The following is a 25,661-nucleotide window of genomic DNA, read 5'->3' on the forward strand; positions in this document are numbered from 1 at the left end:
TCGCCACCATCGAACCCCGTGGCGATCGCGAGCACGGCGGAGCCGGGCGCTGCGGGGCACCAATTCCGCGAATCGCTCGGCTAACACGTCAACAGCTCCTAGGGTTGAGCGCAGAAGGAGAAGTTGCTGTGGACGGAACACCCTTTGGCCGTTACCGCCTGATCGAGTTGCTGGGCCGCGGCGGCATGGGCGAGGTCTGGCGGGCGTTCGACACCGTCACCGAGCGCGTGGTCGCCCTGAAAGTGCTGCCCGCGCAGCTCGCCGACGACGAGACCTACCAACAACGGTTCCGGCGCGAAGCCCGATCGGCGGCCGGGCTCGACGAACCCCATGTGGTCCCGATCTACGACTTCGGCGAGATCGACGGACGGCTGTTCGTCACGATGCGCCTGATCGTGGGCCGCGACCTGCAGAGCATCCTGGCCGACGGGCCGTTGGATCCGGCCCGCGCCGTCCACATCATCGACCAGGTGGCCTCGGCGCTGCACGCCGCGCACCGCATCAACCTGGTGCACCGTGACGTCAAGCCGTCCAACATCCTGGTCGCCGAGGACGACTTCGCCTACCTGATCGACTTCGGTATCGCCCGTACTTCCGGGGAGACCTCGCTCACCAGCACCGGCAGCGTGATGGGCACCTGGGCATACCTCGCGCCGGAACGCATGACCAGGGACAACACCGACCACCGCGTCGACATCTACGCACTGACCTGCGTGATGCACGAATGCCTGACCGGCAGCCAACCCTTTCCCGGCGACAGCCTCGAACAGCAACTCGGTGGGCATCTGACCCAGCCGCCGCCCCGGCCGTCCGCGCTGCGTGCCGGCGTCCCCGCCCAACTCGACCAGGTCGTCGCCAAAGGCATGGCCAAGAACCCCGACGACCGCTACAACACCACCAAAGAACTGACCACCGCGGCGCGCAGCGCCATCACCAGCCCGATACCCAAGCCCCCACCGTCGCCGAGCCAGCCCCAGCCTCAGCCCCAGACCCAGCCCCCCACGATGCAGGCACCGGTGCCGTCCGGCCCCGTCCACCAACCTCCCCGCCCGGCCTATCCGCCACCGCACCAGCAACCGCCACCGAACCCGTACGCGAGCGGTCCCACGCAGATGGCCGGGGCCGCACCGTTCGCGGGCCCGCCGCCGATGAGCGGTGGTTTCGGGGGTCCCCCGCCGCCCCGGCGGGGAAACACCAACGTATGGCTGTGGACGGGGGTGGCGGCGGCGGTCGTCCTGGTGATCGCCATCGTCGGCGTCCTCTCCTTTTCAGGCGGCTCCGACAAGGATTTCACCACGGCCAGCTCCAGTGAGACCACCACGAGCGAAACGGCCAAACCCGTCTCCGCGTCGGCATTGAACGGGTTGCTGCTCACCGTGGCCGAGGTCAACCGGACGATGGCGACCAGCGGGATGAGCTCGTCCGGGGGCCCTCACCCGATCACCAACAACCCGTACCAGGTGTCGCCGGCCGAATGTCGCGTCGTGGACACGGTGGAAGCCGACACCTACGCGGGCAGCGGCATGACCGACTCGGTCGAGGAACAGGTCACCGAAAATCCGGCCTATCACTGGCTCGACCAGGCCGTCGCGCGGTTCCCGACCGCGCAGGCTGCTTCCGCATTCGTCACCGAAGCCCGGCCCAAATGGGCCGCCTGCGTGAACCGGACCTATACCGTCACCAAGCCGTCCGGCGAGGCCAAAGAATGGTCGGCCGGGCCGGTCAGCGTCACCAACGGCACCTTGCACAGCGTCGTGACCGGCGGCAGCTGGCGCTGCCAGCAAGCGTTGCGGGCGGCCAACAACGTCGTCGTCAACGTGCAGGCGTGCCACACCAATCTCACCGACGAGGGGATTGTCATCGCCGAGGCGATCGCGGCCAAGGTGTCCAAGTAGTCGGTGACCGTAGGGTTTCCGGCGTGGAAGTCACCGACATCTTCGCGCGCCGGGCCACCTTGGGCCGGTCGGTGCGACTGCTCTCGGAGTTCCGCTACGAACAGCCGGACCCGGCGCGGTTCTACGGCGCTTTGGCCGCCGACACCGCGGCGATGGTGGCCGATCTGTGGTTGTCCCGACAAGGCCGCGGCCTGACCGGCGTCACCCTGCTCGACGTCGGCGGCGGACCCGGATACTTCGCGGCCGCGTTCACCGATGCCGGCGCGCGGTATGTCGGCGTGGAACCGGACCCGGCCGAAATGCACGCTGCCGGACCGGCTTCGGGACGCGCTTGCGGTGCGTTCGTCCGCGCCTCCGGCATGGCCCTGCCGTTCGCCGACGACTCGGTGGACATCTGCCTGTCGTCCAACGTCGCCGAACATGTCCCGCGGCCCTGGCAACTCGGCAACGAGATGTTGCGGGTGACCAGACCCGGCGGGCTGGTGGTGCTGTCCTACACGGTCTGGCTCGGACCGTTCGGCGGGCACGAGATGGGTCTGACACATTACCTCGGCGGGACGCGCGCGGCCGCCCGATACGCGCGCAAACACGGGCATCGCGCCAAGAACGACTACGGGTCGTCGTTGTTCGCGGTGTCGGCCGCCGACGGCCTGGACTGGGCCGCCGGCACGGGGGCTCTGATCACGACTTTTCCGCGCTACCACCCGAGATGGGCGTGGTGGCTGACGTCGGTGCCGGTGCTGCGGGAGTTCCTGGTGAGCAATCTCGTGCTGGTCCTGTCACCGCGATAATGGAACATGTTCTAATTCCGCGCCGGCTTGGGTAGGGTGGCGGCTGTGACTAACGCTACAACCGCTACAACCGAGTACGACAAGCTCTTCATCGGCGGCAAATGGACCGAACCGGCCACCGACGAGGTCATCGAGGTGCACTGCCCGGCCACCGGCGACTATGTCGGCAAGGTGCCACTGGCGACGGCGGCCGACGTGGATGCCGCGGTCGCCGCGGCCCGGGCGGCCTTCGACAGCGGCCCCTGGCCCACTACCCCGCCGCAGGAGCGCGCCGCCGTCATCGCCAAGGCGCTGCAGCTGCTCGAAGAGCGCAAGGAGCACTTCGCCAAGCTGCTCGCCGACGAGACCGGCCAGCCGCCGATGACCATCGAGACCATGCACTGGCTGGGGACGATGGGAGCGTTGAACTTCTTCGCCGGACCGGCGGTCGAGCAGGTCAAGTGGCGTGAGGTCCGCACCGGCTCCTACGGTCAGACCATCGTGCATCGCGAGCCGATCGGCGTGGTCGCGGCCATCGTGGCGTGGAACGTGCCGCTGTTCCTGGCGGTCAACAAGCTGGGCCCGGCGTTGCTGGCCGGCTGCACGGTGGTGCTCAAGCCGGCCGCCGAAACACCTTTGACCGCAAACGCTTTGGCGGAGGTGTTCGCAGACGCCGGTCTGCCCGAGGGGGTGCTGTCGGTGGTGCCTGGCGGCGTGGAGACCGGCCAGGCGCTGACCGCCAATCCCGACGTCGACCTGTTCACCTTCACCGGCAGTTCGGCGGTCGGCAAGGAGATCGGCAAGCGCGCCGCCGAACTGCTCAAGCCGTGCACATTGGAACTGGGCGGCAAGTCGGCGGCCATCGTCCTCGAGGATGTCGACCTGGCCTCGGCCGTCCCGATGATGGTGTTCTCCGGGATCATGAACACCGGGCAGGCCTGCGTGGGCCAGACCCGCATCCTGGCGCCGCGCTCCCGGTACGACGAGATCGTCGATGCGGTAAGCACTTTCGTGCAGGCATTGCCGGTGGGGCCGCCGTCGGACCCGACCGCGCAGATCGGGTCGCTGATCTCGGAGAAGCAGCGCGAACGCGTCGAGGGCTACATCGCCAAGGGCGTCGAGGAAGGCGCCCGGGTGGTCTGCGGCGGCGGCCGTCCCGAGGGCCTCGATAACGGATTCTTCGTGCAGCCAACGGTTTTCGCCGACGTCGACAACAAGATGACCATCGCCCAGGAAGAGATCTTCGGGCCGGTGCTGAGCATCATCCCGTATGACACCGAGGAGGACGCGGTCAAGATCGCCAACGACTCGGTGTACGGGCTGGCCGGCAGCGTGTGGACGTCGGACGTGCCCAAGGGGATCGAGATCTCGGAGAAGATCCGAACCGGGACCTACGCCATCAACTGGTACGCCTTCGACCCGTGCTGTCCGTTCGGCGGTTACAAGAACTCCGGCATCGGGCGGGAGAACGGGCCCGAGGGTGTCGAGCACTTCACGCAGCAGAAGAGCGTGCTGATGCCGATGGGCTACACGGTCGAGTAGCTTCGCGCCGTCCGAAAGGCGACCACCAGTTCCACCTACCGAGTAGGTGCATCAGGGCCGGCAGCAGCACCATCCGCACCACAGTGGTGTCCACCAGGATCGCCAAGGTGAGTCCCACCCCGAACATCCGCAGCACGCTGGTGCCGATCTGCGCGGCGAACGGAACCGCCATCAAGATCGCGGCTGCGGTTACCACTTTGCCGCTGCGCGCCAGCCCGAGCGCCACGCTCTCGTCGTTGTCCGCCTGGGTGCGCCCAGATGCCAACCAGTACTCGCGGATCCGGGAAACCAGGAACACCTCGTAGTCCATCGACAGCGCGAACATGATGCACAACAACGGCAGGGGCACCACGCTGGGCAGCGCCCCGATCGAGGTCGTCCCCAGCCCACCCAGATGCCCATCCTGAAACACCCAGACCAACGCGCCGACGGTGGCGGTCAGGGACAACACGTTGAGCGCCAACGCTTTCAGGGGAACGACGACACTTCCGGTGAGCAGGAACAGCAGGACCAGCATCGCTACCACCGTGATGCCCAGCACCCACGGCAGCGGTCTCGTCATCGCGTCGATGTTGTCGCGGTTGATCTGTGGGAGCCCACCGAAGATCGCAGACCGCCCGTTTGGTGGTGCGACGTCGTGCAGCCGGTCCAGCTGCCTGTCCGACTCTGCGGACAGCAGTTCGGCGCTGCTGGCGACGGTCAGGAACGCGGCCCCGTCCTTCATCGCACTGGCCCCCGACGCCGGCCCGCTGCGGAGCCCGTCGACGTAGCTGCCGCCCGGCGCCGACACACTCGTCACGCCAGGTACCCGAGACAATGCGGCGCCGTAGCGATCCAGGTCCTGCGGCGACAGCCCGGTGGTTTCCGGAATGACCACGGTGACGCCGTCGAATCCCTCGCGCGGGTACTCGTTTCGGAGTTGATCGCCCACCTGGCGGGCCGACGCAGACGTCGGCAGTATCCGGTCGTCGGCGACCCCGAGTTTCAGGCCGGTGACGGGCAGCGCCAATAACACCAACACTGCCGTGGCACCGATGCTCAGCGGAATCGCATGGCGGATAACGAATTTCGTCGAGCGGTACAGCAATTGTTCTTCGACCGGCCGGTGCGCCGGATGTGGGCGACGCAGCAGCCTGGCGAAAAACCTGCGGACATCCAGTGAGTTCAACCGGTTTCCCAGCAGCACGATGACCGCGGGTGTCACCGTCAGCGCGGCCAGGGCGGCGAAACCCACCGTCGCAACCCCGGCGTAGGCGAGCGATTTGAACGCACTCATCGGAAAGAGCACCATCGACGCCGTCGCCAGGGTGACCGTGGCGGCCGAGAACAACACCGTTCGGCCGGCGGTCACCATCGTGGTGACGACGGCGTCGTCGCGCGTGGCCCCGTCGGCGATTTCGTCGCGGTAACGGCTCACGATCAGCAGGGTGTAGTCGACCGCCAGCGCGAAACCCAGGCCGGCACTGATATTCAGTGCGAATGTCGACACCTCGGTGGCAAGCGAGATCAGCCGCAGCGCGGCGAGCGTACCGGTGACCGCGATCATCGCGACGGCGATCGGCAACGCGGCGGCGAGCAGACCGCCGAATACCCACACCAGCAGAAGGAAACTCAACGGAATGGCGACCGACTCCATCACCACCAGGTCCTTGGCCGCCGTCTCGGTGACTTGCGAGGCAAGCATGGACACCCCGCCGGCGCGCACCGTCACCCCGTTGCGGTCGTGTGCGAACTCCTCGGCCAAGTCGCTCGCGTAGCGGGGCGCGTGATTCTCGTCGCCGGTGATGTTGGCGACGATCAGTCCCGACGTGTAGTCGTCGCTGATCAGACCCGCCGCCTGGCCGGTCGGCACGGTCCATGCCGAAATGACGCTTGCCACATGGGGCGACCGGGCCAGGCCGGCGACGATGTCCAGACCGACCGCACGGGCCGGGCCGGTGATCCAGCCGGTCTGTGCCGTCACGGTGATCAGCAGTTGCTGCTGGCTCTGACCGAATTTCTGGGCCATGATGCTGTCCGCCCGGGCCGACTGCGACGCCGGATCGTAGACGCCGCCCGCGGACAGACTCTGGGTCACCGGGATGGCGAGCACGCCCAGTCCCGTCGTGAGCAGCGCGGCCACGAAAACGATCCAGCGTGGCGCCGCGATCGCCGACCGGGCGATGCCTCGCAGCACCGTCAGCCGACTACCACTGCACCGGGAGTTCGGTGAGCCCGCCGGTCAGCGCGTCGGGCGACAACTTCAGCTCCGATACGTCCACGGCCAGGCGCAACGTCGGAAACCGCGACACCAGCTGGCTGAACACCGTCTGCAACTCGACACGCGCCAGCGGCGCGCCGAGGCAGTACCGGATTCCGAAGCCGAGCGCGAGATGGCTTGCGCCCGAACGGGATAGATCGATGCGGCCGGGGTCTTCAAAGGTCCTGGGATCGAGGTTGGCGGCGCCGAGATCGAGCAGCACGAGTTCCCCCGCCTTGATCTGGACGCCGTCGGTTTCGAAGTCGGTGCGCGCGTACCGTGGCACCGGAAAGCCGCGGGTGCGTGCGACCCGCATGGTTTCCTCGATCGCGGTCGGTACCATTCCGGGATTGTCGACCAGTGCCTGCCACTGGGCGGGGTCGGCCAGCAACAGCATTGCGGTGAGCCCGATTTGGACCACAGTGGTCTCGTGTCCGGCGAACAGCAGAGCCATCGACATCCCGGCCACTTCCAGATCGGATACCCCGTCCACGGCGGCGAGCCGGGAGATCACGTCGTCGGTCGGGTGCTCGCGTTTGGCGGTCACCAACTGCTGACCGTAGCTGAAGAGCTGGAATACACCCTGTTCGGAGCGTGCCCGGTCGACGGTGTTGGCGACGTCGTCCACCCAGCCCTGGAACTTGTCGCGGTCCTCGTAAGGCACGCCGAGCAATTCGCAGATCACCAGGATCGGCAGCGGCACCGCCAGCATCGCGTGTAGATCGGCCGGGGATCCGTGTTGTTCGAGTTCGTCGAGCAGTTGCGTTGTCAGGGCCTCGATCCGCGGGGCGAGCGCGCGCATGTGCCGCGGGGCGAAATGGGGTTGCAACAGTTCGCGCATCCGCGCGGTATCGGCCTTCTCGGTGTCGAAATTGCCTACCGGCCCACCGAATAACAATGACTCGCCCAGCCGCGGTGCGGTTTCCGGCTCGGGATGGCCCCGTCCCAGGCGCTCGTCGGCCAGCAGGCGCCGCACGTCGGCGTCACGGGTGACCAGCCACGCCGAATCACCTAACGCGGTACGCACCCGATGGATCGGACCGCGGGCCTGCAACTCGCGCAGTTCCGGGGCGATCTGAAACGGCCCGTCCTGCTCGAACGGCAATTGGGCTTCGAAACTTGTTTTCACGTCGGCCTCTGTGGCCATAGCGACCTCCTCCCACGTCTAACTCAAACGTGCGGCGGACCAATTCGCAAGCCCTACTGTTGCACCGACGGGTCTGAATCGCCCTAAGATTCCATGGGGTCGAGGATTTCTTGACGGACCGGGAGGGGAGTTCCATGCCCGAACAAGAAACACCACTCGCGCAATACCGCCGCCCGGACGGCGTCGTGCCCGAGCGACGCTCGTGGCGCACGATCGTCGGCGCCGCACGCGGTTTCACCCGCAGGGGCAAGCGCATGTACGAGACCTTTTACCTTGCGTCCCTGGAAATCTCGATACCCGCCACCCCGCGCCTGTTCCACCAGGTTCGCGCACATCCGGAGGGCGCCAAGGTCCTGAAAGACAAGCCGGACCTGCTGGCGCTGCTGCGCGACGACGCCTACCTGGCATCGTTGCCGATCGGCACCGTCGGTCACGCCTACCGCTCGTTCCTGACCACCAACAGGCTCGACGCGGGAGTGTTCGACGAGGCGGCCGTCGTACGTCCCTACGCCGAGTCGCGCAACTGGCATGAGGACTACTACTACTTTTTGCTGCGCTGCAACACGGTGCACGACCTGCAACACGTCATCACCGGTTATGGCCCGGACCTGGCCGGTGAGATCATCGGCATCGGATTCCAGTGCGGCCAAAACGAACCCGCCGGCGCGCTGGAGCAACTCGGCTTGGCCGTGGCGGCCAGTCTCCCGGGCGCTCCGCTACGGCACAAATTGCGGGTCTACCGGCAGGCGGTTGACCGTGGCCGCCGCGCCGACAAGATCATGGCCGCACCGTGGGAACAACTCCTCGACAAACCCCTCGACGACGTCCGCGCCCGACTCGGGGTGACCCCAACGCGGGAGGCGCATCCCGACGGCGTGTGGTTCACCAGATGGACCCCACCGGGAATGCGGCCGGCGACGCGGTGGGACTACGACGAGATCGTGGCCCGGGAACTCACCTGATGCCGACAATCGCACGTACGTCGAGTAAGGGTCGCCCGCCCGGACCCGGATTGCTGCGGATGGGCTCCTGGTGCCTGCGGCACGGACCGAATCCATTTGCGTTGGTGCCCAAGATCGCTGACGAGTTCGGCGACGTGGCGGACATTCCGCTGCCGATCCCGGGCTGGACGATGACCATGCTGAGTCATCCCGACCACGTCGACTACGTGATGGTCCGCCACCACACCCGTTACCTGCGCAACGAATTGACCGCCGACCTGGTCCCGGGCGAACCGGACGTGTTGCCCGTCCTGGAAGGCGAGGAATGGAAGCGGTGGCGCCGGGTACTGAACCCGTTCTTCACCGAGAACTCGCTGGCGGCGCTCAGCGATGCGATGTCGGCCGCGGTCGCTGCGGGTATGGAGGCCTGGGCGCAGTACACCGCCGCCGGGCAGTGGATCAATCTGGAACAGGAACTGGGCATGGTCGTGATGGACTCGCTGATGCGGTCCATGTTCAGCTCCGCGCTGGAGCCAGAAGCGCTGAGCCGCTACGTCGTTGCCGCGCGGAACGTCGGCGCCTACACGATCAGTCGTGCCTTCCTGTCGTCCTTCCCGAAGTTCCTGCCGCGCCCCTTCGAGCGACGCGGCGAGGCGGCGCAGGCCTTCATGCTCGGCGAGCTGGACAAGATCATCGCCCGGCGCAGCGCCGACGGTCCGCGGCCGGTACCCGACGTCTTGGACGCGCTGCTGGGGATGTCGCTGGAATGGCCTGCCGACACGCGCTATCGCAGGCTTCGCACCGAGTTGTCTTCGCTGGTGTTCGCCGGCTTCGAGACCACCGCGGAGTCGGTGTCCTGGACCCTCGCGCTATTGCACAGTAATCCAACAGCTTTCGCGCAAGCATACGCGGAGGTCGACGCGCTGGGCGGCGCCCCGGTCAAGTACGCACACCTGGAGCGGCTGCCGTATCTGCGCGCCTGCTTCGACGAAGCGTTGCGGATCGCGGCGCCGATGGGCGTGCTGCGCACCACCAACGAAGACGACGAGATCGACGGATACTTCATTCCGGCGCGCTCGCACGTCCTGATATCGCCGTACCGGCTGCACCGGGATACGCGATTCTGGAGGCGGCCAGAGCAATTCGAACCCAGCCGCTTCCTGCACGACAAGATCAACCGAAACGCTTATATTCCGTTCAGCATCGGGCCACGCAAGTGCATGGGCTGGCGAATGGCCTACATCGACGGGGTGATGACGTTGGCCGCGATCCTGCAGCGCTACGAGTTCGAGTTCCAGCCCGGCTGGACTCCGAAGCCCAAGCTCCGAATCTCCACCGCGCTGGCCGACGGGCTTCCCGTTCGCCTCGTGGCCAGATGAATGGCCCAGGCGCGCTTCACGTCAGGACCACGGTGGCACCGCGGGCCGGTACCGGACTGATACCCCCGCGCCGCACCCGCTCGGGTCGCTCGTCGGCGGGCCGCACCTCGCATTGAGCGAACAGCGCGGCAATGATCTTGCGCATCTCGTATTCGGCGAATGCCTCGCCGATGCAACGGCGTACGCCCCCGCCGAAGGGAATCCAGGTGTAGGTGCCGCCGCGCTTCTCCAGAAAACGCTCGGGCCGGAATTGCTCGGGGTCGGGGTAGATCTCCGGCCGCCGGTGCATCAGATAGATCGACGGCATGATGTTCACGCCCGCGGGCAGCGGCACGCCGCCGATACGCAGCGGCGCTTTGAGTCGCCTGGATACCACCGATATCACCGGCCGCAGCCGCAATGTCTCCTTGACCACGGCGTCGAGGAATTGCTCTTGGCCGGAACGGATTTCGGCGTCGAGCCGGGCATGATGATCGGGGTGGCGGATCAGCCGTTCGACGGCCCAGGCCAGCGCGGTCGCCGTGGTTTCGTGTCCCGCCAGCAGCAGGGTCATCAGTTCGTCACGCATCTCGACATCACTCATCGGCCGGCCGTCTTCGTGTCTGGCCTGCAGCAGAACCGAGAGCACGTCCGAGCGCTCCTGGAGGTCGTCGGCCCGGCGTCGTTCGGCGATCTCGGCGTAGAGCAACCGGTCGACCCCGAGAAGCAGCCTGCGCACCAGCTCCGCCCGGATCCGCTGGGGCCCCAGCGCCACCAGGAACAGTTGCGTCGAGACGCCGGAGGTCCTGGTGAAAATCCGCATCATCTCGGCGCGCAACCGATCCAGCCGCTTACCCTCGCTGAGCCCGAACACGGTGTGCAGGATGATTTCCAGCGTCAGGGCCTGCATCCGCGGATGCAGCCGGACCGGCTTGCCGCGCGGCCAGCTCGCGATCTCGGCCTGAGCGACACTGGTCATCTTGTCGGCGTAGGAGGTCAAATGGTTGCCCCGGAACGGCGGCATCAGCAGGCGGCGCTGCTGCCGATGCGCGTCGTCGTCGAGCAGCAGCAGAGAGTTGGTTCCGAGCGCCGGCACCAGGATGTTTTTCCCCTCTCCCGCGTGCAGGAGTTCGGGCGGGCCGGTGAACACTTCCTTCACCACGTCCGGATGCGACACCATCACCCACGGACACTCGCCGGCGAGCCGCAAGGTGAACATGTCACCGTAGCGCGCGGCCGACCGCTGCATGAATTCCCAAGGGCGGGTTATCCATGCGGCGGTTTGAACAGCAACCGGAAGCCGCGGCCCGGGCGGCAACGCATCGATACTCACCGCGCCCGCACCCACGCCCGGCGATACGCCAATGCCGTCATGGCCGACGACTCTACCGTTTGTCCGCCCGGCCCGGTCGAGCGTGTTGTACCGGCAGTTGTCCAATTGCGTCCTGCCGCAACATTTGTGCGCCTGCGCATTGTCGCGGTGCGTCGATCGGGACTAAGATTTGGTTTCGGCGAGGAGCGCGGATGAACCGGACCGGACGCGCTTGGGGACCAGAAGGGCCGTGGTGGACATACCGTTCGTTCTTATTTCGCACGAGTACAACACAATTCCCGGCTGCCCGATTCAGTGTCCGCCCGGCAGAGCAGCTTTCGCCGGATGAAGGTCGCTCCCGCCGACTTGGTCTTCCGGCTGAGCTACAGCCGTTTCGTCCTGAAACATTCGCCGAAATACCACTATCCGTGGCTGACCCGTCGTATCGGCACCGACCACGACGTGACCTTCCTCAGCGCCGGCTACGAGGAAGATCCCCCGCTGGGCCTGCCGCTGGAGGCGGCCGACGAGCCGGATCGTGCCTGTATCCAGCTTTATCACCGCACCGCCACCCAGACCGACATCGGCGGCAAGCGCGTGCTGGAGGTGGGCTGCGGGCACGGCGGCGGGGCGGCCTACATCGGTCGTTACCTGAACCCGGCCACCTACGTCGGGCTGGACCTGAATCCCCGCGGTATCGCGTTCTGCCAACGGCAGCACCGGGTGCCGGGTGTCGAATTCGTTCAAGGCGATGCCCAGAGCCTGCCGTTTCCCGACGAATCCTTCGACGCGGTGGTCAATGTCGAATCGTCGCACGGGTATCCGGACTTTCCGGGATTCCTCGACGAGGTGGCCCGCGTCCTCACACCGGGCGGCCATTTCCTCTACGCCGACTTCCGCAACCGCAACCACGTCGCGAAATGGGAAGCCCAACTGGCCGCCGCCCCGCTGGAGATGCTGACCCGGCAGGACATCAACGCCGAGGTGGTCCGCGGGTTCGACCAATGGTGGGTTTCGCCGAAGACACGCGAAGTGTTCAAACGCGTAGTGCCGGCGCCGCTGCGCGGTGCCATCAAAGGGGCGATGGGCGCGCCCGGTCCGGGACTCTACCGTGCCGTACAGGATGGGACCCTGTGCTACCGGATCTACGACTTCGTCAAACCGTGAGCGTCTACCGCGGCCGGCCCGGGTGGCTCGAAATACCGTTGCCCGCTTGCTGTTTCGGTGACCGCGACCGGGCCGTTTGCTAGGGTTCGAACATGGGTGTGCTGTTTCGCGTTGCGTTCAACCCGCTCGCCTTCCGCATTTCGGCGAAGTTCATCTACCCCCTGGCCACCCGGTGGATGGAAGCAGACGACGTAGCGTTCTTCAACTTCGGTTACGAAGAAGATCCGGCGATGGGCGTACCGCTGCAGGAGGTCGACGAACCGAATCGCGCGTCCATCCAGCTGTATCACCGGGTCGCCGCCCAGACCGACATCGGCGGCAAGCGGGTGCTGGAGGTCGGCTGCGGGCACGGCGGCGGCGCCTCCTATCTGACCCGCTACCTGCACCCGAAGTCCTACACCGGGATGGACCTGAATCCGCGCGGTATCGAACTGTGCAGGCGACTGCACGAAATCCCAGGACTGGATTTCGTGCAGGGCGACGCGCAAAACCTTCCCTTTCCCGACGAATCGTTCGATGCGGTGCTCAATGTCGAGTCCTCACACTGCTATCCGGATTTTCCGGGGTTTCTGCGCGAGGTGGCCCGGGTGCTCACGCCGGGCGGGCATTTCCTCTACGCCGATATCCGCAACCGCAGTCACGTTCCAGCGTGGGAGGCCGACCTGGCCGCGGCCCCGCTGACCGCGATCGCCGAGCACGACATCCATCGGGAAGTTGTGCGGGGGCTCGAGAAGCTCTGGAGTGCAACGGAAAAGAACAATCTAGTGGAGCGCCGCACGCCCGCGGTGTTCCGCGGACTGGTCAAGCTCGGCGCGGGACGACTGCACGATGCGCTGGACAGCGGCGAAGTCTCCTACCGGATGTACGATTTCGTCAAACCGCATCCATCAACTCTTTGAGCGCGACGGGGAAGCCCTCCGTGAGATCCCATAGGTCGGGCAGCAATTCGGGACACGAGATCAACCCGAAGTCGATGCTGCCGTTGAGCGAGGCCGCGGTGACGTTCAGCCCTGCCCCGTTCATCGCCGGGCCGAACGGGTAGTTCGCGATGATTCTCGCACCGAGGAGTTGTTCCTGCACGCCGACCACGTTGGACAACGACACGTTGTAGACGGGGCGTCGGCCGCTGAGACCGATCAGCGTGTAAAGACGCATGATCGCCGGCGGCAACCCCGGAGAGAACTGCGCGACATCGATCAGCAGGGTCGATCCGATTGCCGAACTGTGTTCTTTGGCAATCGCGCTCGAAGCGGCGATGGCCCGCAGCCGTTCCCCCGGATCGCCGATGTCGGTGTGCAGACTCGACCATATCGGCGCGAACTGGTTACGGCTGGGACTGCTCTCCTCGTAGACCGACATCGGGATCAACGAGATCAGCGGGGCATCCGGTAGAGCGGACCTGGCGAGTAGGAACTCGCGCGCGGCACCGGCCACCACCGCCAACAGCACGTCGTTGACCTTGACCCCGAACCGGTCCTTGACGGCCTTGACGTCCTGCAGGTCCAGCCGGGTGTAGGCAATGGTCCGCCGCTCAGTGAGGTTGCCGTTGAACGGGATTCGCGGGGCCGTGAACGGTGCCGACATCGCCCGTCCGCGCGCGACCCGGACGATGGTCCGGAGCAGGGCCAGGAACATCGCGGGCACGACGCGAGAGACCAGATACCACGGTCGGCGGACGAATCGCGCCAACCCGTCGACCGCGATCTGTCGCCTGCTGATGTCCCCGAAGCCCTCGACGTGGTGCGCCGGTGCCGCAACCGCATCCGCCGCATACAACTGAGCCCACAGATTCCCGGCAGTCAAGCCGTCGGCGAAGACATGGTGCGTTCGGATGACGGCGGCGATCCGAGTCTGCGCGTCGGCTCCCGACACGCCTTCTACCAGCGTGATGTCCCAGAGCGGTCTGGAGCGGTCCAGCGGGGTGGCGGCCAAATGCGCTACCACGTCGGACAATTCACGTCGACCACCCGGGGCGGGCAACTCGATGCGGTGCACGTGCCGATCGATGTCGAAGTCGAAATCCTCCACCCACACCGGGGTATCCAGATTCAGCGCGCTGTCGGCCAGTTTCGCGCGGAACTCCGGCAGCGAATGGGTCCGCTGCGCCAGCATGTCGCGGAATGCTTCGAAGCTGTATCCCTGCGGCATGGTCGAAGTGTCCAGTTCCGCAAGCGAACACGCGTGCATGGGCTGCACCGAACTTTCGAACAACAACATGGTCGCGTCGAAACCACCGAGCCTGTGCACGCCTGACTCCTAGGTTTGAGTTGCGGAAACGCCGGCAGCAGCCATGGATTGACGGGCCACGTTGTCCGCCACCTCGCGGGTCCACACCGAGACGGGGTAGCTGGTGTCGAGTTCGTACTCGAAGCGCGCCGTCATCTCCGGGGTGATGTCGGCGACGTCGACGTAGAACTGCGAATACCAGCGACGCAATTGGCTGATCGGGCCGTCCTCGTCGCACAACAGCGGATCGTCGATCTTGGCCTTGTGCTTGAAGATTTCGATGTCCTGCTCGAACCCGGCCGTGACGCCGTCGGCGACCATATGGGCGAGTTTGGCGGTGGTCTGCTCGTCGAGGCCCTGCGGTTTCTGCACCGAGACAGCGGAATGCACCATGAACGAGTCGTGGTCCACGGGGTAGTGAAAGGCGATCAGGATCGCCTCGGTGCGATAGCCGCTGTAGTTGTTGTGCAGAAATGTGACCACGTAAGCCGGTCCGTAGTAAGACGATTCGCTCTGCAGGACAGACTTCGCGAACCCCGGTCCCAGGTTCGTGTCACCGCGACCGCGGTTGGTCAGGTACTGACTGGCGACGTGTCCCTCGAACACATTCTTGAAGCGGGTAGGAAACCCGTCATGGACGTAGAAGAAGTGCGCGGTGTCGGCCAGGTTGTCGACGATCTCGCGGCTGTGCGAATTCTCGATCAGCCAGCCCTTCACCGACCAGTCGGTCCAGTCATCGGTCGAGACTTCGTCGATGCGAGGAATCTCCACGTCCGCAGGTGGGGGATTGCCCTCGTGGTCGTGCCACACGAAGAGCAGACCGTTGCGCTGGCACGTCGTCCACGCCCGCGTGCGAGCGAGCTTCGGGACGCGTTTGGCGTACGGCACCAACTCGCAGCGACCGGCACCGTTCCATCGCCAGTCGTGAAACGGGCATGCCACCGCATCGCCTTTCACCGAACCACGACTCAGGTCCCCGCCCATGTGGCGGCAGTAGGCGTCGAGGACGCGCAACTGGTGGCGGCTGTCCTGGAACACCACCAGCCTGGTGCCGAACGCGTCGACCGCGTGTGGCTGGCCGTCGCTGAAATCCCGTTCCAGGCCCAGGCAATGCCAGCCCCGAGCGAATCGTGCCGGTATTGCCCATGTCTCGGCTTCACGCACCTTTGCCCCCCGGACGAACTGCGCAGACAGATCGGTCTCAGCTTTAGACGCGATGCTGAGCACCCTCTCAGCATCAACCAGTCAAGCACCCTCGGGAACCGAACGCAATAAATGGCGGCCGTCGATTTTGGGCGGCATCGGCTCGGGCAATCCGTTCCATAAGTCACTAAATACGTTGCCGGACAGACACTTTGGTAGACGATGGATGGCACGCACCGCTGCCGACGCCACGCACTCGGGCAATGGTGTGCGCGCTCTCGGCGCCGCGGGCCACCGGTCAGGACCGTCCCACCGGAGGGCCACCCGTCGTCGGTGACTGTCACCGCCGAGCCCCGCGCAATTATGGGATATGCAATAAAACATAGCCATCCCAGTTGATTTTTTCTCGATCAATGCGGCGTAAGTCACAGTTAGATAGTGAGCAGTTGCTTACTAAACGACCGTCTTATATGATTCTTAACATATTCATGGGCCACAGCCTCCAACATGCGGGCAACAGGGCGCATGAGAGCACTGCCGGGAGAAACCATGTGGATTATCGAGCTCAACATCGCCGGTCTCCGCTATACCCGGGAGTTGCCCGGCCTGCGTCGCCGGCTGCTGCGCCGCACCCCGCGCAATGCGCACTGGACCTCGACCGGTCACGCCCCCGAGCCGTCGCACGCGGCATGACGCCGGCCACCACGAAGCGGGGTGGAACCCGGGACAAGATGCTGGTCAGCGCTGCGCAGGTGCTGCGCGAGCGCGGCGCCGCCGGCGTCACCATCGACTCGGTGCTGGCCCGCAGCGGCGCTCCGCGCGGTTCGGTGTACCACCACTTTCCGAACGGCCGCAATCAGATCCTGGCCGAGGCACTGCGCCACTCGGGCGACTCCATCACCACCGTCATCGACCGGGCCGCCGACCGCGGCGCACGCGCCCTGCTGCGCGAGTTCGTCGAGTTCTGGGAACTTCTGCTCAACGAGGGCGGATTCATGGCCGGCTGCCCGGTGGCCGCCGCCGCGCTCGGATCAGCCGACGACGAACTCGAGCTGAAGGCCGAGGCCGGCGAGATCCTGGACCGCTGGTGTGGCGCGATGACCCGCGCTTTCGTCGCCGATGGTTTTGACGAACACGGCGCGGCGTCGTTGGCGGTGACGTCGATCGCCGCCCTGGAAGGCGCCATCATGCTCTGCCGCTCGACGCGCACCGCGGCACCCCTGCGCGAGGTCGCCGATCAGCTCGAATTCCTGGTCAAGGCAAGGGAATTCGTGCGCCGCACCGGGTTGGGCGAACAGCGCTAGTCAGTCGCTGGCGGGCAGCGGCTTGACCTCTTTGAGCGCCAGTTTGGTCTGGCCCACGCTCAGACTGCCCTGCCCCGGTTTGGTGACGAGCAACTCGGCACCGGTTTCGTCGACGTAGCGCTTGCCCATCACGCTGCCGTCGGCGAACTCCGGGTCGATCTCCCCCGAACGCTCACCACCCATCTCGACCATCGGTGCGCCGCCGCAGCGCAGGTCGTCGAGGCTGTCGGCGCTGCGGACGACGATGACTTGGGTGTCACACACCTGGCTGGCCAGGCGGGTTCCGTTCTTGATCATGATTGCGCCCCTGCTAGGTTTTCGATGATCTCCCGGCGAAGTATCTTGCCGGTGGCGGTGGTCGGCAGCTCGTCGCGAAACACTACTCGATCCGGAGTACGCGACCCCCGCAAACTCTTTCGGACATACTCGCGCAGTTCGTCGGGGTCGGGTTCGGCACCGGCGCGCGGCACCACCACGGCCACGATGGCCTGGCCCCACTGCGGATCCTCGACGCCGACCACGGCCACGTCGTGCACGTGCGGATGCTCGATCAGCACCTCTTCCAACTCGGCGGGCGCGATGTTCTCGCCGCCGCGGATGATGGTGTCGTCGCTGCGGCCGCCGATGAACAGGAAGCCGTCGTCGTCGAGAGCGGCGATGTCCTTGGTGGGGAACCAGCCGTTCTCGTCGAGCACCGAGCCGATCCCGGTGTAGCGGCCCGACACCTGGTCGCCCCGCACGAACAGCTCACCGGTTTGGCCGGGTCCCAGCACCGTGCCGTCCTCGTCGCGGATCTGCAGCTCGATGCCGGGCACCGGCCGTCCCACCGAGCCCAGTCGCCTGGCCACTGCCGGATCCGTGGCGCTCATCGCGTCCCGATGGTCGTCGGGGGTGAGCACGGCGATCGTCGAGCTGGTCTCGGTCAGGCCGTAGGCGTTGACGAAGCCGACTCCCGGCAACAACTCGAGGGCCCGGCGGACCAGCGGTAGCCCCACCTTCGAACCGCCGTAGGCCAGGTTGCGCAACGCAGCCGGGCGATGCTTGCCGGCCTCCAGCACGGTGACGATGCGGTCCAGCATGGTCGGCACCACCGTCGCGGTGGTGACCTTCTCGTCGTCGGCCAGCCGCACCCACTCGTGGGCGTCGAAGTTGGGCAGGTACACCATCTTTCGGCCCGCGTACAGGTTGGACAATGCGGCCCCGACGCCGGCGATGTGGTAGGGCGGCACGCAGATCAACGCGGCGTCCTCGGGTGCGGCCGACTCGAATTCCACCGTCCCCATCACGTAGCTGGTCAGGTTGTTGTGGGTGAGCTCGACGGCCTTGGGTGCCGACGTGGTGCCCGAGGTGAACAGCACGATCGCGACCGAGTCCGGATCGGCGAATTCCGCGGCGGGCTCTGCGGTGCGGGCGGCGGCCACGAAATCGTCGGAGGTGACCAGCCGCTTCGAACCGTCGCCGAGGGTTTCCCGGTAGCGCTCGTCGACGACCACCAGGGGGTCGGGCAGCCGGTCGATGAGGGCGCGGATGCCGTCGGCGGACAGTCGGTAGTTGATCGGGGTGAAGGCCAACCCGGCGCGGGCGCTGGCGAAGATGAGCAGCGGCAGCATCGCGCCGCCGGTGCCGACGTAGACGACGTGCTGGGCGCCGGATGTCGCGATGACGCCGGCGCCGCCGTCGGCCAGGTCGCTGAGCTGCTGCGTCGTCAGGCGCAGCTCGCCGGATACGACGGCGGTGCGGTCAGGGTTGCTCGACGCAGCCATCTCGAGAAGCAACGAAACGCTCATCCTCGATCCTTCTCCGCAGCCCCGCCCTTTACAAATCTTGCCCGTAGTGTAACTGATGGGTGCCAGGGGCACCCGGCCGCGGGTCGCGGGTGCTCAGGTACCCGTCCAGCGCGCCGGGCGCTTCTCGGCGAACGCGATGGCGCCTTCCTTGGCGTCGTTGGAGGCGAACACCGGACCCAGGATCTTGGTCTGTTCAGCGAACATCGTGTCGCGGCTCCAGCTGCGCGATTCCACGATGATCCGCTTGGTCGCGGCCACCGCCAGCGGTCCGTTGGCGGCGATCTTCTCGGCCAGCTCCACCGCGGCATCCAGCGCCCCACCCGGTTCGGCCAGCACGTTGACCAGACCCAACTCGTGCGCGCGCTCGGCCGAGACGCTGTCACCGGTGAGCGCCAACTCCATGGCGATGGCATACGGGATGCGCTCGGGCAGCCGCAGCAGTCCCCCGCCGCCGGCCACCAGACCGCGCTTGACCTCCGGGATGCCGAACGCCGAATCCCGGGCCGCCACAATGAGATCCGTGGCCAGCGCCAGCTCGGTACCGCCGGCCAGGGCGTAACCCTCGACCGCCGCGATCAGCGGCTTGTCCGGGGGTCGCTCGGTGAAGCCCATGCCGCGGCCTTCGACGATGGGCAGTTCGCCGCGGGCAAACGCCTTGAGGTCCATGCCCGCGCAGAACGAGCCGCCGGCACCGGTGAGGATCGCCACCGACAGGCCGGCGTCGCCGTCGAGACGGTCCATGGCGTCGGCAAGCCCGTGGGCCACGGCGGTGTTGACGGCGTTCTTGGCCCGGGGCCGGTTGATGGTGATGATCAGGATCCGGTCGCGCTGTTCGACCAGGACCTCGGGTTCGTTGGCTTCGTCGCTCACAGTGCAGATGGTAGCCGCCGGTGCGCGTGACGAATCGGCCGGTGTGTGTAACGTCGGTTCAGGCCGGCGCCATCGCCTCCGGGACGACGGTCAGTTCCTCGGAAATCCCTGCGGCCCTGCGTATTTCGACGAACTCGGCGATCATCGCCCCGGTCACCTCGTGCGGGTCTTTCAGGGTCGATCCGTCGGACAGGACCGAGATGTTGAGTTGGTCCACGTAGCTCCACACGGTGATGTTGAGGCCGCTGCCGGCGGTTAGCGGGCCCACCGAGTAGATCTCGGTGACCAGCGCGCCGCCCACCTGACCGCGGGTGCGGGGCCCGGGCACGTTGGAGATGTTCAGGTTCAGCACCTTGTTCTGCCCGTCGCGGCCCGACAGCCACCGGAACATGGCTTCGGTTGCCGTGGGCGGCCAGTAGGCGGCCCAGCGGCTGATCAACTCCGGTCCCAGCAACTGGTGGCTCTCCTTGGCCGAGACGGCGTTGTCGTGGGCGGCGCGGACCCGTTCCAGCGGGTCGTCCAGGTCGGTCGGCAGCACCACCATCATCCCGCTGAACTGGTTACCCGAGATCCGTTCCGGCGAGAAGTCATAACTGACCGGCACCGACGCCAGCAGCGGCTCGGCCTTGCCGTCGTAGCGCAACAGCAGGTTGTGCAGGGCGCCGCTGGACATGGCCAACACCATGTCGTTGATCGTCGCGCCGAGTTTCTTACCGGTCTCCTTGACGTCCGCCAGCGCCAGTGTGGCGGTGGCGAACCGGCGCTCCGGGGTGATCTTGTGGTTCATGAACGACGGGGGCGGGTCGATCGGGCGGGTGAGCTTGGTGGAGAACTTGTACGAGCTGCTGCGCACCCGCCGGATGCCTTGGGCGGTGTAGGCGAAGGTGCCAGGGATGCGTTTGATGTGGCGCATGTGGTCGACGAACGCCGTGCTGATCAGTTCGCGCCTGGTGGGCGCCGGATCGGTTGTGTAGGAAGAGCTTTGCGGGGTCGGCATCATGTCCATGCCGTGCGCCATCAGGTTCGCCGAGGCGACCCCGTCGGCCAGGGCGTGATGGATTTTCAGTACCACCGCGATCCGGTCGTTGGCCAGGCCCTCGACGAAGTACATCTCCCATAGTGGCCGGGTGCGATCCAGCGGTGTGCTGGCGATCTCGCCGATCGCCTCGTCGAGCTCACGACGGCCCCCGGGGGCACTCAGCTGCCACGGCCGGACGTGATAGGTGAAGTCGACTTCGCAGTTCTCCCGCCACATCGGGTGATGGAATTTGAACGGGACGTCGATCAGCTGATAACCCAGCGGTACCAGCTTGTCCATCCGGCTGGCGATGACCTGGCGGAAGGCGTCGACGGTGAAACCACGTCTGTCCGGATCCAATTCGATGATCGCGACTTTGATGGTGTGCATGTGCACATTCGGCGTCTCGCTGTACAGCAGCACCGCGTCCCAGCCGGTGAGCCGTTTCACCGCAGTCCCCTGTTCATTGAGTGAGCGTAGCGCTGTCAGATGACCTCTTGGGCGAACTGCGAGCGGGTGCGGTGCACCTGGTTCAGGAACAACGCCGTGGCGTGCGCCATCGCGCCGGCACGGTGGCCGTCCAGCATGTCGAACCCGTGGCCCGCCCCCGGCAACTCCACGTAACTGACCAGCGAGGCCGACACCGAACGCAGCCGCTCGACGAAGCTGCGGGCCTGAGCCACCGGGATCACACTGTCCCTGCTGCCGTGAATCACCAAGAACGGCGGCGCATTTCGGTGCGCGCGCGCCAGCGGCGAGGCGTCCCGGAACACCTCGGGGCGACGGTCGATCGAGCGCTGCACCACCACGCGCTCCAGGAACTGGACGAACCGCTCCCGCTCAGGAGTGGAACGATCCTCCCAGCAGTAACGCCCGTAGATCCCCACCACGGCGTCCACCGAGCTGTCGGCACCTTCGGGCAGCGGGGCCTGGAAGTTCGGGTCGTTGGCGGTCAGACCGGCCAGCGCGGCCAGATGCCCACCCGCCGAACAACCTGCGACGGCAATAAAATTGCGGTCGCCGCCGAACTTGTCGACGTTGGCACGTGCCCAGGCGATCGCGGTCTTGACGTCGGTGATGTGCTTGGGCCAGCGGTTGTGCGGCGAGACCCGGTAGTTGATGGCCAGGCAGACCCAGCCCTGCTCGGCCAGCCGGGACAACAGGGCGGTGCCCTGCATCGTGGTGCTGCCGTGCACCCAGGCGCCGCCGGGAACGAAGATCAACACCGGGGCGGGCGAGACAGGCAGATCCGCACGGCGCCACACGTCGAGCTTCTGCGCGGGATTGTCGCCGTAGTGCACACCACGGCGGTGCAGGAACCGGCTGCCGCGCAGCGCCGCCCAGACCGGCGGCGTGCGGTCCGCGACGGGCCACTCCAGGTCCAGTTCGGCCGCCGACACCGTGCCGCGCAGGGCCGCGATGGACACCTCGTGGGTGCTTTCCCGGTCCTGTCGGCGCACCTCACCACCGCCGGAGGAAAACCAGCTCTTGGCCGATTCCGACACGAGTTCCGGCGCGATCCGCATGCCCCACACGCTCATGGCCGCGACGGTGCCCAGCGGCTCGAGGCGTTTGCCGATCACCGGCAGCGATGCACTTGCGCGGGTCAATGCCAGCAGCCGGTCCGCAGGACTGGCGCGCAGGAACCGCTTGACGCAGGATTTGGACTGTCCAGTCGCCGTCATGGAGGGGAGCGTACCCCTACCGCCGGGTAATAACCCAGCATTCTCGGGGGGTCGCGGTCGGGCAGCGGAAAACATCGAATCCCTATCTTTTCTGAGCCACATCGAATCTCTGCAGCCGAAGTTCGACTGAAAACCTACCGACCTGCAAATCTCGGCGCGACAGAGCGCGGCGAGATTGTGCGGCAACGGATCCGGGTCATCTCAGCGTCAACGTCGCGACCGCTCGCCCGCCGATCACCGAGACCCCGGTCAGGCTGAAACCGACCTGCGCGGCCAGCGCTGCGGCGCTGTCCACCCCGACCGATGCCCAGCGGAACCACGGCCCGACCTCGCGACCCGACTCCAGTCGGACCCGGCGGCCCTGGACGCCGATGGCGCGGACGTCGAACTCGGCGACGCAGCGGCCACCGCGGCGCAACAACTGCGCGGCCCGGCCCAGAATGCGGCGCGGATCCCCGCCCAGGCCGACGTTGCCGTCCACCAACAGCACCGTCTGCCAGCGCCCGACGCCGGGCAGTGGATCGAACACGTCGCCCAGAATGGCCGGGGCACCGCCGCAAGCGGCCAGCCGGATCGCCGTCGCCGACCGGTCGATACCCAGCGCGGGGATACCGAGCTGAACCAGCCGCGCCACCAATCGTGCCGGGCCGCAACCCAATTCGATGGTCGGGCCGTCACACATCCGGGCGACCGCGTCGTCGAACGCGTCGTCACAAGCGTCGGGAACCCGGTCGCTGAGCCAACGCTGGGCCGGCAGCTGACACACCTCGCCGTCGTCGTCGTCGTGGCGGATCCAACATCGCTCACCACCGAGCGCACGGTCGTACAGTTGCCCCAGCATCGTCACGCTCCTCGCACTCGCTCGACCACGTCGCGCGAAGACGCGCCGCTCGCCGGCAACATCCGCCGCTCCCAGCACCCACCCGGTACCCCGATCCCGAGCGCTCTACACCGCCCGCTGTCAACGGTTTCGCTCACCGTCGGTAAAAGGCTCACCGAAGTGATTCGGTACCCCGGCCCGCGAGGTTGGGCGAAACTGGATACTGGACCGATGGCCGATGCCCCAGACGTTGCCGTCCACCCCGACCTGCGCCGGATCGCCCGCCTGGCGCCGTCGCGAATGGTCAGTCCCCGGACGTTGCGGGTGATGCGCGGCCTGATCGGGCTGCGCACCCGGCTGAGCCGCGCGCCCCGCGACATCGAGGTGCTCACGCTGCCCTCCGGGGTGGGCGTCCGGCTGTACCGGCCGGTCGGGGTCACCGGGCCCGCGCCGGCCCTGTTGTGGATTCACGGCGGCGGGTATCTGTTCGGTTCGGCGCAGCAGGACGACCGGATCTGCCTGGGGTTCAGCAGTGCCCTGGGCATTACCGTCGCCTCGGTGGAATACCGGCTGGCGCCCGAACATCCCTACCCGGCGCCGCTGGAAGACTGCTATGCGGCGCTGACCTGGCTGGCCGGGCTGCCCGCGGTGGATCCCGACCGGGTGGCGATCGGGGGCGCCAGCGCCGGCGGGGGTCTGGCGGCGGCGTTGGCGTTGCTCGCCCACGACCGCGGCGAGATCACGCCGGTGTTCCAGCTGCTGGTCTACCCGATGCTGGACGATCGCAGCGCATCGTCGCCGGCCAGCCCGAACTTCCGGTTGTGGGACCCGGCGGCCAACAGGTTCGGCTGGGACTCCTATCTGGGCACCGCGGACCCGCAGATCGCCGTCCCGGCACGGCGCGCCGACCTGAGCGGGCTGCCGCCGGCATGGATCGGGGTCGGCACCCACGACCTGTTCCACGACGAGGACGTCGAATATGCGCGCCGGCTCACCGAGGCCGGGGTGCCGTGCCGGCTGGAAACCATTCCGGGCGCGTTCCACGGATTCGACTTGGTGGCGCCGAAAGTTGGAGTGTCACAACAGTTTTTCACCATGCAGTGCGACGCGCTGCGACCTGCGCTGGCCGGTCACGTCGCGAAGTAGACGAGTTCGCCTTTGATCAGGGTGGCCGCCACCAACGCGGCATCCAACTCGGCCAGCACCACCTCGGGCGGCTCGGAGAGCACGCACAGGTCTCCCGGCTCCCCGATCTCGACGGTCCGCGGCCGGTCGGGACGATCGGGCCAACCCAGGAACATCGTCAAAGCGGTTCGCGCCGAAACGGATTCGGCCGCATTCAGCACCGCGCCGCTGGGCGTGGTGCGCGATACCGCGGCCCGCATCGCCGCCCACGGGTCGCCGCCGCCGAACGGCATGTCGGTGGAGAGTGCCACCGGGACGCCGGCCTGCAGCAACGAGGCGACCCGCCAGAGCTGGTCGTGTTCGTGGACCGGGACGTCGGACAGATACTGATCGCCGCGCTCGGCGACGAAGTTGGGCTGCGTCACCACCGTGACGCCCAGCTCGGCCAGGTCGGCGAGGTTGTCGTCGGGCACCACGGCGGCATGTTCGATCCGGTCGAACGGATGACTGCCGGCCGCCCGCAACGCGGCGATGGTCACCACCAGTTGGGCCGCCGTCACACAGTGCACGGCGACCGGTTGACCCAGCCCGTGCCGCTCGGCGATCCACCCGGTCAGGGCGTCGAGGTCCAGTCGGTCGTCGTGCAGGATCCTCTTGCCCGGTGACAGCAGCCGCACGCCCGGCCGGAACTCGCCGTTGCGATGCGCCATCATCAGCGAGATCAAGTCGCCGGCGTCGATGTCCGGGGTGGCGTCGGTGACTCCGGTGACGCCCCGCGCGGATATCCGGCGGCTCAGTTCGGCCAGATCGGTCTCGCGCCGCGCCAGCGCCTGCGTCCACGGGTCGGCGCTGCGCAGCCGGCCGTCGGGATGCGCGGCCAGCCCGACGCGCCCCAACGCCGCCGAGTTGAGCACCCACAGGGCGCCGCTGCGGTGCTGGACACGCAGCGGCACGTGCGCCAGCACGGCGTCCAGCGTGGCGCGGGTGAGTTCGCCGGCAACCGATTCGTGGTAGCCGACGGCGCGAATCCAGCCGTCGGGTCCCGGCACGGCCGTCGACAATGCCTGCGCCAGTTGCTCTTTGGTGTGCACCGTGGGCGGACCGACGGACAGCGAGTCCAGCGCCGAGGCCGCCGAACGCAGATGGACGTGATGGTCGTGCAGTCCGGGCAGTACCGTCCCGCCGCCGGCGTCGAGCACCCCCTCCCCCGGTCGGGGCCGCAGCGCCGTGCCGACCTCTTCGATGCGCGCGCTCACCCGGATGTCGACGCTGTTGCCGTTCAACAGGGTCGCCCTCTTGATCAACATGGCGA

The 25,661-nt window shown here is 66.9% G+C and carries 22 protein-coding genes; 10 read left to right on the forward strand and 12 right to left on the reverse strand.

Annotated features, from left to right (window positions below):
- Positions 1-128 precede the first annotated feature (128 nt).
- The 3 genes from AC5Y47_RS11095 to AC5Y47_RS11105 are packed head-to-tail and all read left to right on the forward strand — an operon-like array spanning position 129 to position 4,207.
- On the forward strand, positions 129-1,895 hold the full coding sequence (locus tag AC5Y47_RS11095) for a serine/threonine-protein kinase PknH/PknJ (protein ID WP_499944015.1): 1,767 nt from the start codon (positions 129-131) through the stop codon (positions 1,893-1,895).
- Between the two features lie 23 nt (positions 1,896-1,918).
- The gene (locus tag AC5Y47_RS11100) at positions 1,919-2,686 is read left to right on the forward strand and encodes a class I SAM-dependent methyltransferase (RefSeq protein WP_499944016.1); all 768 of its coding nucleotides are present in this window, start codon (positions 1,919-1,921) and stop codon (positions 2,684-2,686) included.
- A gap of 45 nt (positions 2,687-2,731) precedes the next feature.
- Complete coding sequence (locus AC5Y47_RS11105; RefSeq protein ID WP_499944017.1) at positions 2,732-4,207, forward strand: aldehyde dehydrogenase; 1,476 nt, start codon at positions 2,732-2,734, stop codon at positions 4,205-4,207.
- On the opposite strand, the gene AC5Y47_RS11110 is transcribed toward AC5Y47_RS11105, so the two are convergent.
- Together AC5Y47_RS11110 and AC5Y47_RS11115 are read right to left on the reverse strand one after the other, a co-directional pair.
- Positions 4,158-6,383, reverse strand: a complete 2,226-nt coding sequence (locus AC5Y47_RS11110; protein WP_499944018.1) for an MMPL family transporter — start codon at positions 6,381-6,383, stop codon at positions 4,158-4,160. The genes AC5Y47_RS11105 and AC5Y47_RS11110 overlap by 50 nt on opposite strands.
- Positions 6,384-6,393: 10 nt before the next feature.
- Positions 6,394-7,593: a cytochrome P450 gene (locus tag AC5Y47_RS11115; RefSeq protein ID WP_499944019.1), complete on the reverse strand. Its 1,200-nt coding sequence runs from the start codon at positions 7,591-7,593 to the stop codon at positions 6,394-6,396.
- Positions 7,594-7,727: 134 nt separating this feature from the next.
- On the opposite strand from AC5Y47_RS11115, the gene AC5Y47_RS11120 reads away from it, so the two are divergent.
- On the forward strand, positions 7,728-8,555 hold the full coding sequence (locus AC5Y47_RS11120; RefSeq protein WP_499944020.1) for a Coq4 family protein: 828 nt from the start codon (positions 7,728-7,730) through the stop codon (positions 8,553-8,555).
- The gene (locus AC5Y47_RS11125) at positions 8,555-9,913 is read left to right on the forward strand and encodes a cytochrome P450 (RefSeq protein WP_499944021.1); all 1,359 of its coding nucleotides are present in this window, start codon (positions 8,555-8,557) and stop codon (positions 9,911-9,913) included. The genes AC5Y47_RS11120 and AC5Y47_RS11125 overlap by 1 nt, the downstream gene beginning before the upstream one ends.
- 16 nt (positions 9,914-9,929) lie before the next feature.
- On the opposite strand, the gene AC5Y47_RS11130 is transcribed toward AC5Y47_RS11125, so the two are convergent.
- Positions 9,930-11,225: a cytochrome P450 gene (locus AC5Y47_RS11130; protein WP_499944022.1), complete on the reverse strand. Its 1,296-nt coding sequence runs from the start codon at positions 11,223-11,225 to the stop codon at positions 9,930-9,932.
- A 324-nt stretch (positions 11,226-11,549) separates the two neighbouring features.
- Here AC5Y47_RS11130 and AC5Y47_RS11135 point away from each other — a divergent pair, with 324 nt between their 5' ends.
- Together AC5Y47_RS11135 and AC5Y47_RS11140 are read left to right on the forward strand one after the other, a co-directional pair.
- The gene (locus AC5Y47_RS11135; RefSeq protein WP_499944023.1) at positions 11,550-12,371 is read left to right on the forward strand and encodes a phthiotriol/phenolphthiotriol dimycocerosates methyltransferase; all 822 of its coding nucleotides are present in this window, start codon (positions 11,550-11,552) and stop codon (positions 12,369-12,371) included.
- Positions 12,372-12,463: 92 nt separating this feature from the next.
- On the forward strand, positions 12,464-13,270 hold the full coding sequence (locus AC5Y47_RS11140; protein ID WP_499944024.1) for a phthiotriol/phenolphthiotriol dimycocerosates methyltransferase: 807 nt from the start codon (positions 12,464-12,466) through the stop codon (positions 13,268-13,270).
- Here AC5Y47_RS11140 and AC5Y47_RS11145 read toward each other — a convergent pair.
- Positions 13,245-14,618, reverse strand: a complete 1,374-nt coding sequence (locus tag AC5Y47_RS11145; RefSeq protein ID WP_499944025.1) for a WS/DGAT/MGAT family O-acyltransferase — start codon at positions 14,616-14,618, stop codon at positions 13,245-13,247. The genes AC5Y47_RS11140 and AC5Y47_RS11145 overlap by 26 nt on opposite strands.
- Before the next feature lie 9 nt (positions 14,619-14,627).
- A complete protein-coding gene (locus AC5Y47_RS11150) occupies positions 14,628-15,791 on the reverse strand; it encodes a 3-ketosteroid-9-alpha-monooxygenase, oxygenase component (RefSeq protein ID WP_499944094.1) in 1,164 nt (387 codons plus the stop codon).
- 498 nt (positions 15,792-16,289) lie between these two features.
- On the opposite strand from AC5Y47_RS11150, the gene AC5Y47_RS11155 reads away from it, so the two are divergent.
- Together AC5Y47_RS11155 and AC5Y47_RS11160 are read left to right on the forward strand one after the other, a co-directional pair.
- Entirely contained in the window at positions 16,290-16,433 is a 144-nt protein-coding gene (locus tag AC5Y47_RS11155; RefSeq protein ID WP_499944027.1) for a hypothetical protein, read from the forward strand.
- Positions 16,430-17,044 carry a TetR/AcrR family transcriptional regulator gene (locus AC5Y47_RS11160; RefSeq protein ID WP_499944028.1) on the forward strand — a complete coding sequence of 205 codons (615 nt, stop codon included), beginning with the start codon at positions 16,430-16,432 and terminating at the stop codon, positions 17,042-17,044. The genes AC5Y47_RS11155 and AC5Y47_RS11160 overlap by 4 nt, the downstream gene beginning before the upstream one ends.
- Here AC5Y47_RS11160 and AC5Y47_RS11165 read toward each other — a convergent pair whose 3' ends face one another.
- From AC5Y47_RS11165 to AC5Y47_RS11190, 6 genes are all read right to left on the reverse strand, one after another.
- Positions 17,045-17,341 carry a hypothetical protein gene (locus AC5Y47_RS11165; RefSeq protein WP_499944029.1) on the reverse strand — a complete coding sequence of 99 codons (297 nt, stop codon included), beginning with the start codon at positions 17,339-17,341 and terminating at the stop codon, positions 17,045-17,047. It abuts the gene before it with no gap.
- Positions 17,338-18,831, reverse strand: a complete 1,494-nt coding sequence (locus AC5Y47_RS11170) for a class I adenylate-forming enzyme family protein (protein ID WP_499944030.1) — start codon at positions 18,829-18,831, stop codon at positions 17,338-17,340. The genes AC5Y47_RS11165 and AC5Y47_RS11170 overlap by 4 nt, the downstream gene beginning before the upstream one ends.
- Positions 18,832-18,924: 93 nt before the next feature.
- Positions 18,925-19,701, reverse strand: a complete 777-nt coding sequence (locus tag AC5Y47_RS11175; protein ID WP_499944031.1) for a crotonase/enoyl-CoA hydratase family protein — start codon at positions 19,699-19,701, stop codon at positions 18,925-18,927.
- Between the two features lie 58 nt (positions 19,702-19,759).
- Entirely contained in the window at positions 19,760-21,169 is a 1,410-nt protein-coding gene (locus AC5Y47_RS11180; protein WP_499944032.1) for a WS/DGAT/MGAT family O-acyltransferase, read from the reverse strand.
- A 35-nt stretch (positions 21,170-21,204) separates the two neighbouring features.
- The gene (locus AC5Y47_RS11185; protein ID WP_499944034.1) at positions 21,205-22,404 is read right to left on the reverse strand and encodes an alpha/beta hydrolase fold domain-containing protein; all 1,200 of its coding nucleotides are present in this window, start codon (positions 22,402-22,404) and stop codon (positions 21,205-21,207) included.
- A 196-nt stretch (positions 22,405-22,600) separates the two neighbouring features.
- Entirely contained in the window at positions 22,601-23,245 is a 645-nt protein-coding gene (locus AC5Y47_RS11190) for a class I SAM-dependent methyltransferase (RefSeq protein ID WP_499944035.1), read from the reverse strand.
- A 210-nt stretch (positions 23,246-23,455) separates the two neighbouring features.
- On the opposite strand from AC5Y47_RS11190, the gene AC5Y47_RS11195 reads away from it, so the two are divergent.
- Positions 23,456-24,370: an alpha/beta hydrolase gene (locus tag AC5Y47_RS11195; protein WP_499944036.1), complete on the forward strand. Its 915-nt coding sequence runs from the start codon at positions 23,456-23,458 to the stop codon at positions 24,368-24,370.
- Here the strand turns inward: AC5Y47_RS11195 and AC5Y47_RS11200 are convergent.
- Entirely contained in the window at positions 24,355-25,656 is a 1,302-nt protein-coding gene (locus AC5Y47_RS11200; RefSeq protein ID WP_499944037.1) for an amidohydrolase family protein, read from the reverse strand. The genes AC5Y47_RS11195 and AC5Y47_RS11200 overlap by 16 nt on opposite strands.
- Positions 25,657-25,661: the final 5 nt, after the last annotated feature.

This window comes from Mycobacterium sp. NGS22 (assembly GCF_059813095.1).

Bases quoted from the DNA above. Each gene is read 5' to 3' on its own strand.
- AC5Y47_RS11195 (WP_499944036.1), top strand. From the start codon at position 23,456: ATGGCCGATGCCCCAGACGTTGCCGTCCACCCCGACCTGCGCCGGATC.
- AC5Y47_RS11165 (WP_499944029.1), bottom strand. From the start codon at position 17,341: ATGATCAAGAACGGAACCCGCCTGGCCAGCCAGGTGTGTGACACCCAA.
- AC5Y47_RS11140 (WP_499944024.1), top strand. From the start codon at position 12,464: ATGGGTGTGCTGTTTCGCGTTGCGTTCAACCCGCTCGCCTTCCGCATT.
- AC5Y47_RS11115 (WP_499944019.1), bottom strand. From the start codon at position 7,593: ATGGCCACAGAGGCCGACGTGAAAACAAGTTTCGAAGCCCAATTGCCG.
- AC5Y47_RS11185 (WP_499944034.1), bottom strand. From the start codon at position 22,404: ATGACGGCGACTGGACAGTCCAAATCCTGCGTCAAGCGGTTCCTGCGC.
- AC5Y47_RS11160 (WP_499944028.1), top strand. From the start codon at position 16,430: ATGACGCCGGCCACCACGAAGCGGGGTGGAACCCGGGACAAGATGCTG.
- AC5Y47_RS11125 (WP_499944021.1), top strand. From the start codon at position 8,555: ATGCCGACAATCGCACGTACGTCGAGTAAGGGTCGCCCGCCCGGACCC.
- AC5Y47_RS11200 (WP_499944037.1), bottom strand. From the start codon at position 25,656: ATGTTGATCAAGAGGGCGACCCTGTTGAACGGCAACAGCGTCGACATC.
- AC5Y47_RS11120 (WP_499944020.1), top strand. From the start codon at position 7,728: ATGCCCGAACAAGAAACACCACTCGCGCAATACCGCCGCCCGGACGGC.
- AC5Y47_RS11190 (WP_499944035.1), bottom strand. From the start codon at position 23,245: ATGCTGGGGCAACTGTACGACCGTGCGCTCGGTGGTGAGCGATGTTGG.
- AC5Y47_RS11135 (WP_499944023.1), top strand. From the start codon at position 11,550: ATGAAGGTCGCTCCCGCCGACTTGGTCTTCCGGCTGAGCTACAGCCGT.
- AC5Y47_RS11155 (WP_499944027.1), top strand. From the start codon at position 16,290: ATGTGGATTATCGAGCTCAACATCGCCGGTCTCCGCTATACCCGGGAG.
- AC5Y47_RS11170 (WP_499944030.1), bottom strand. From the start codon at position 18,831: ATGAGCGTTTCGTTGCTTCTCGAGATGGCTGCGTCGAGCAACCCTGAC.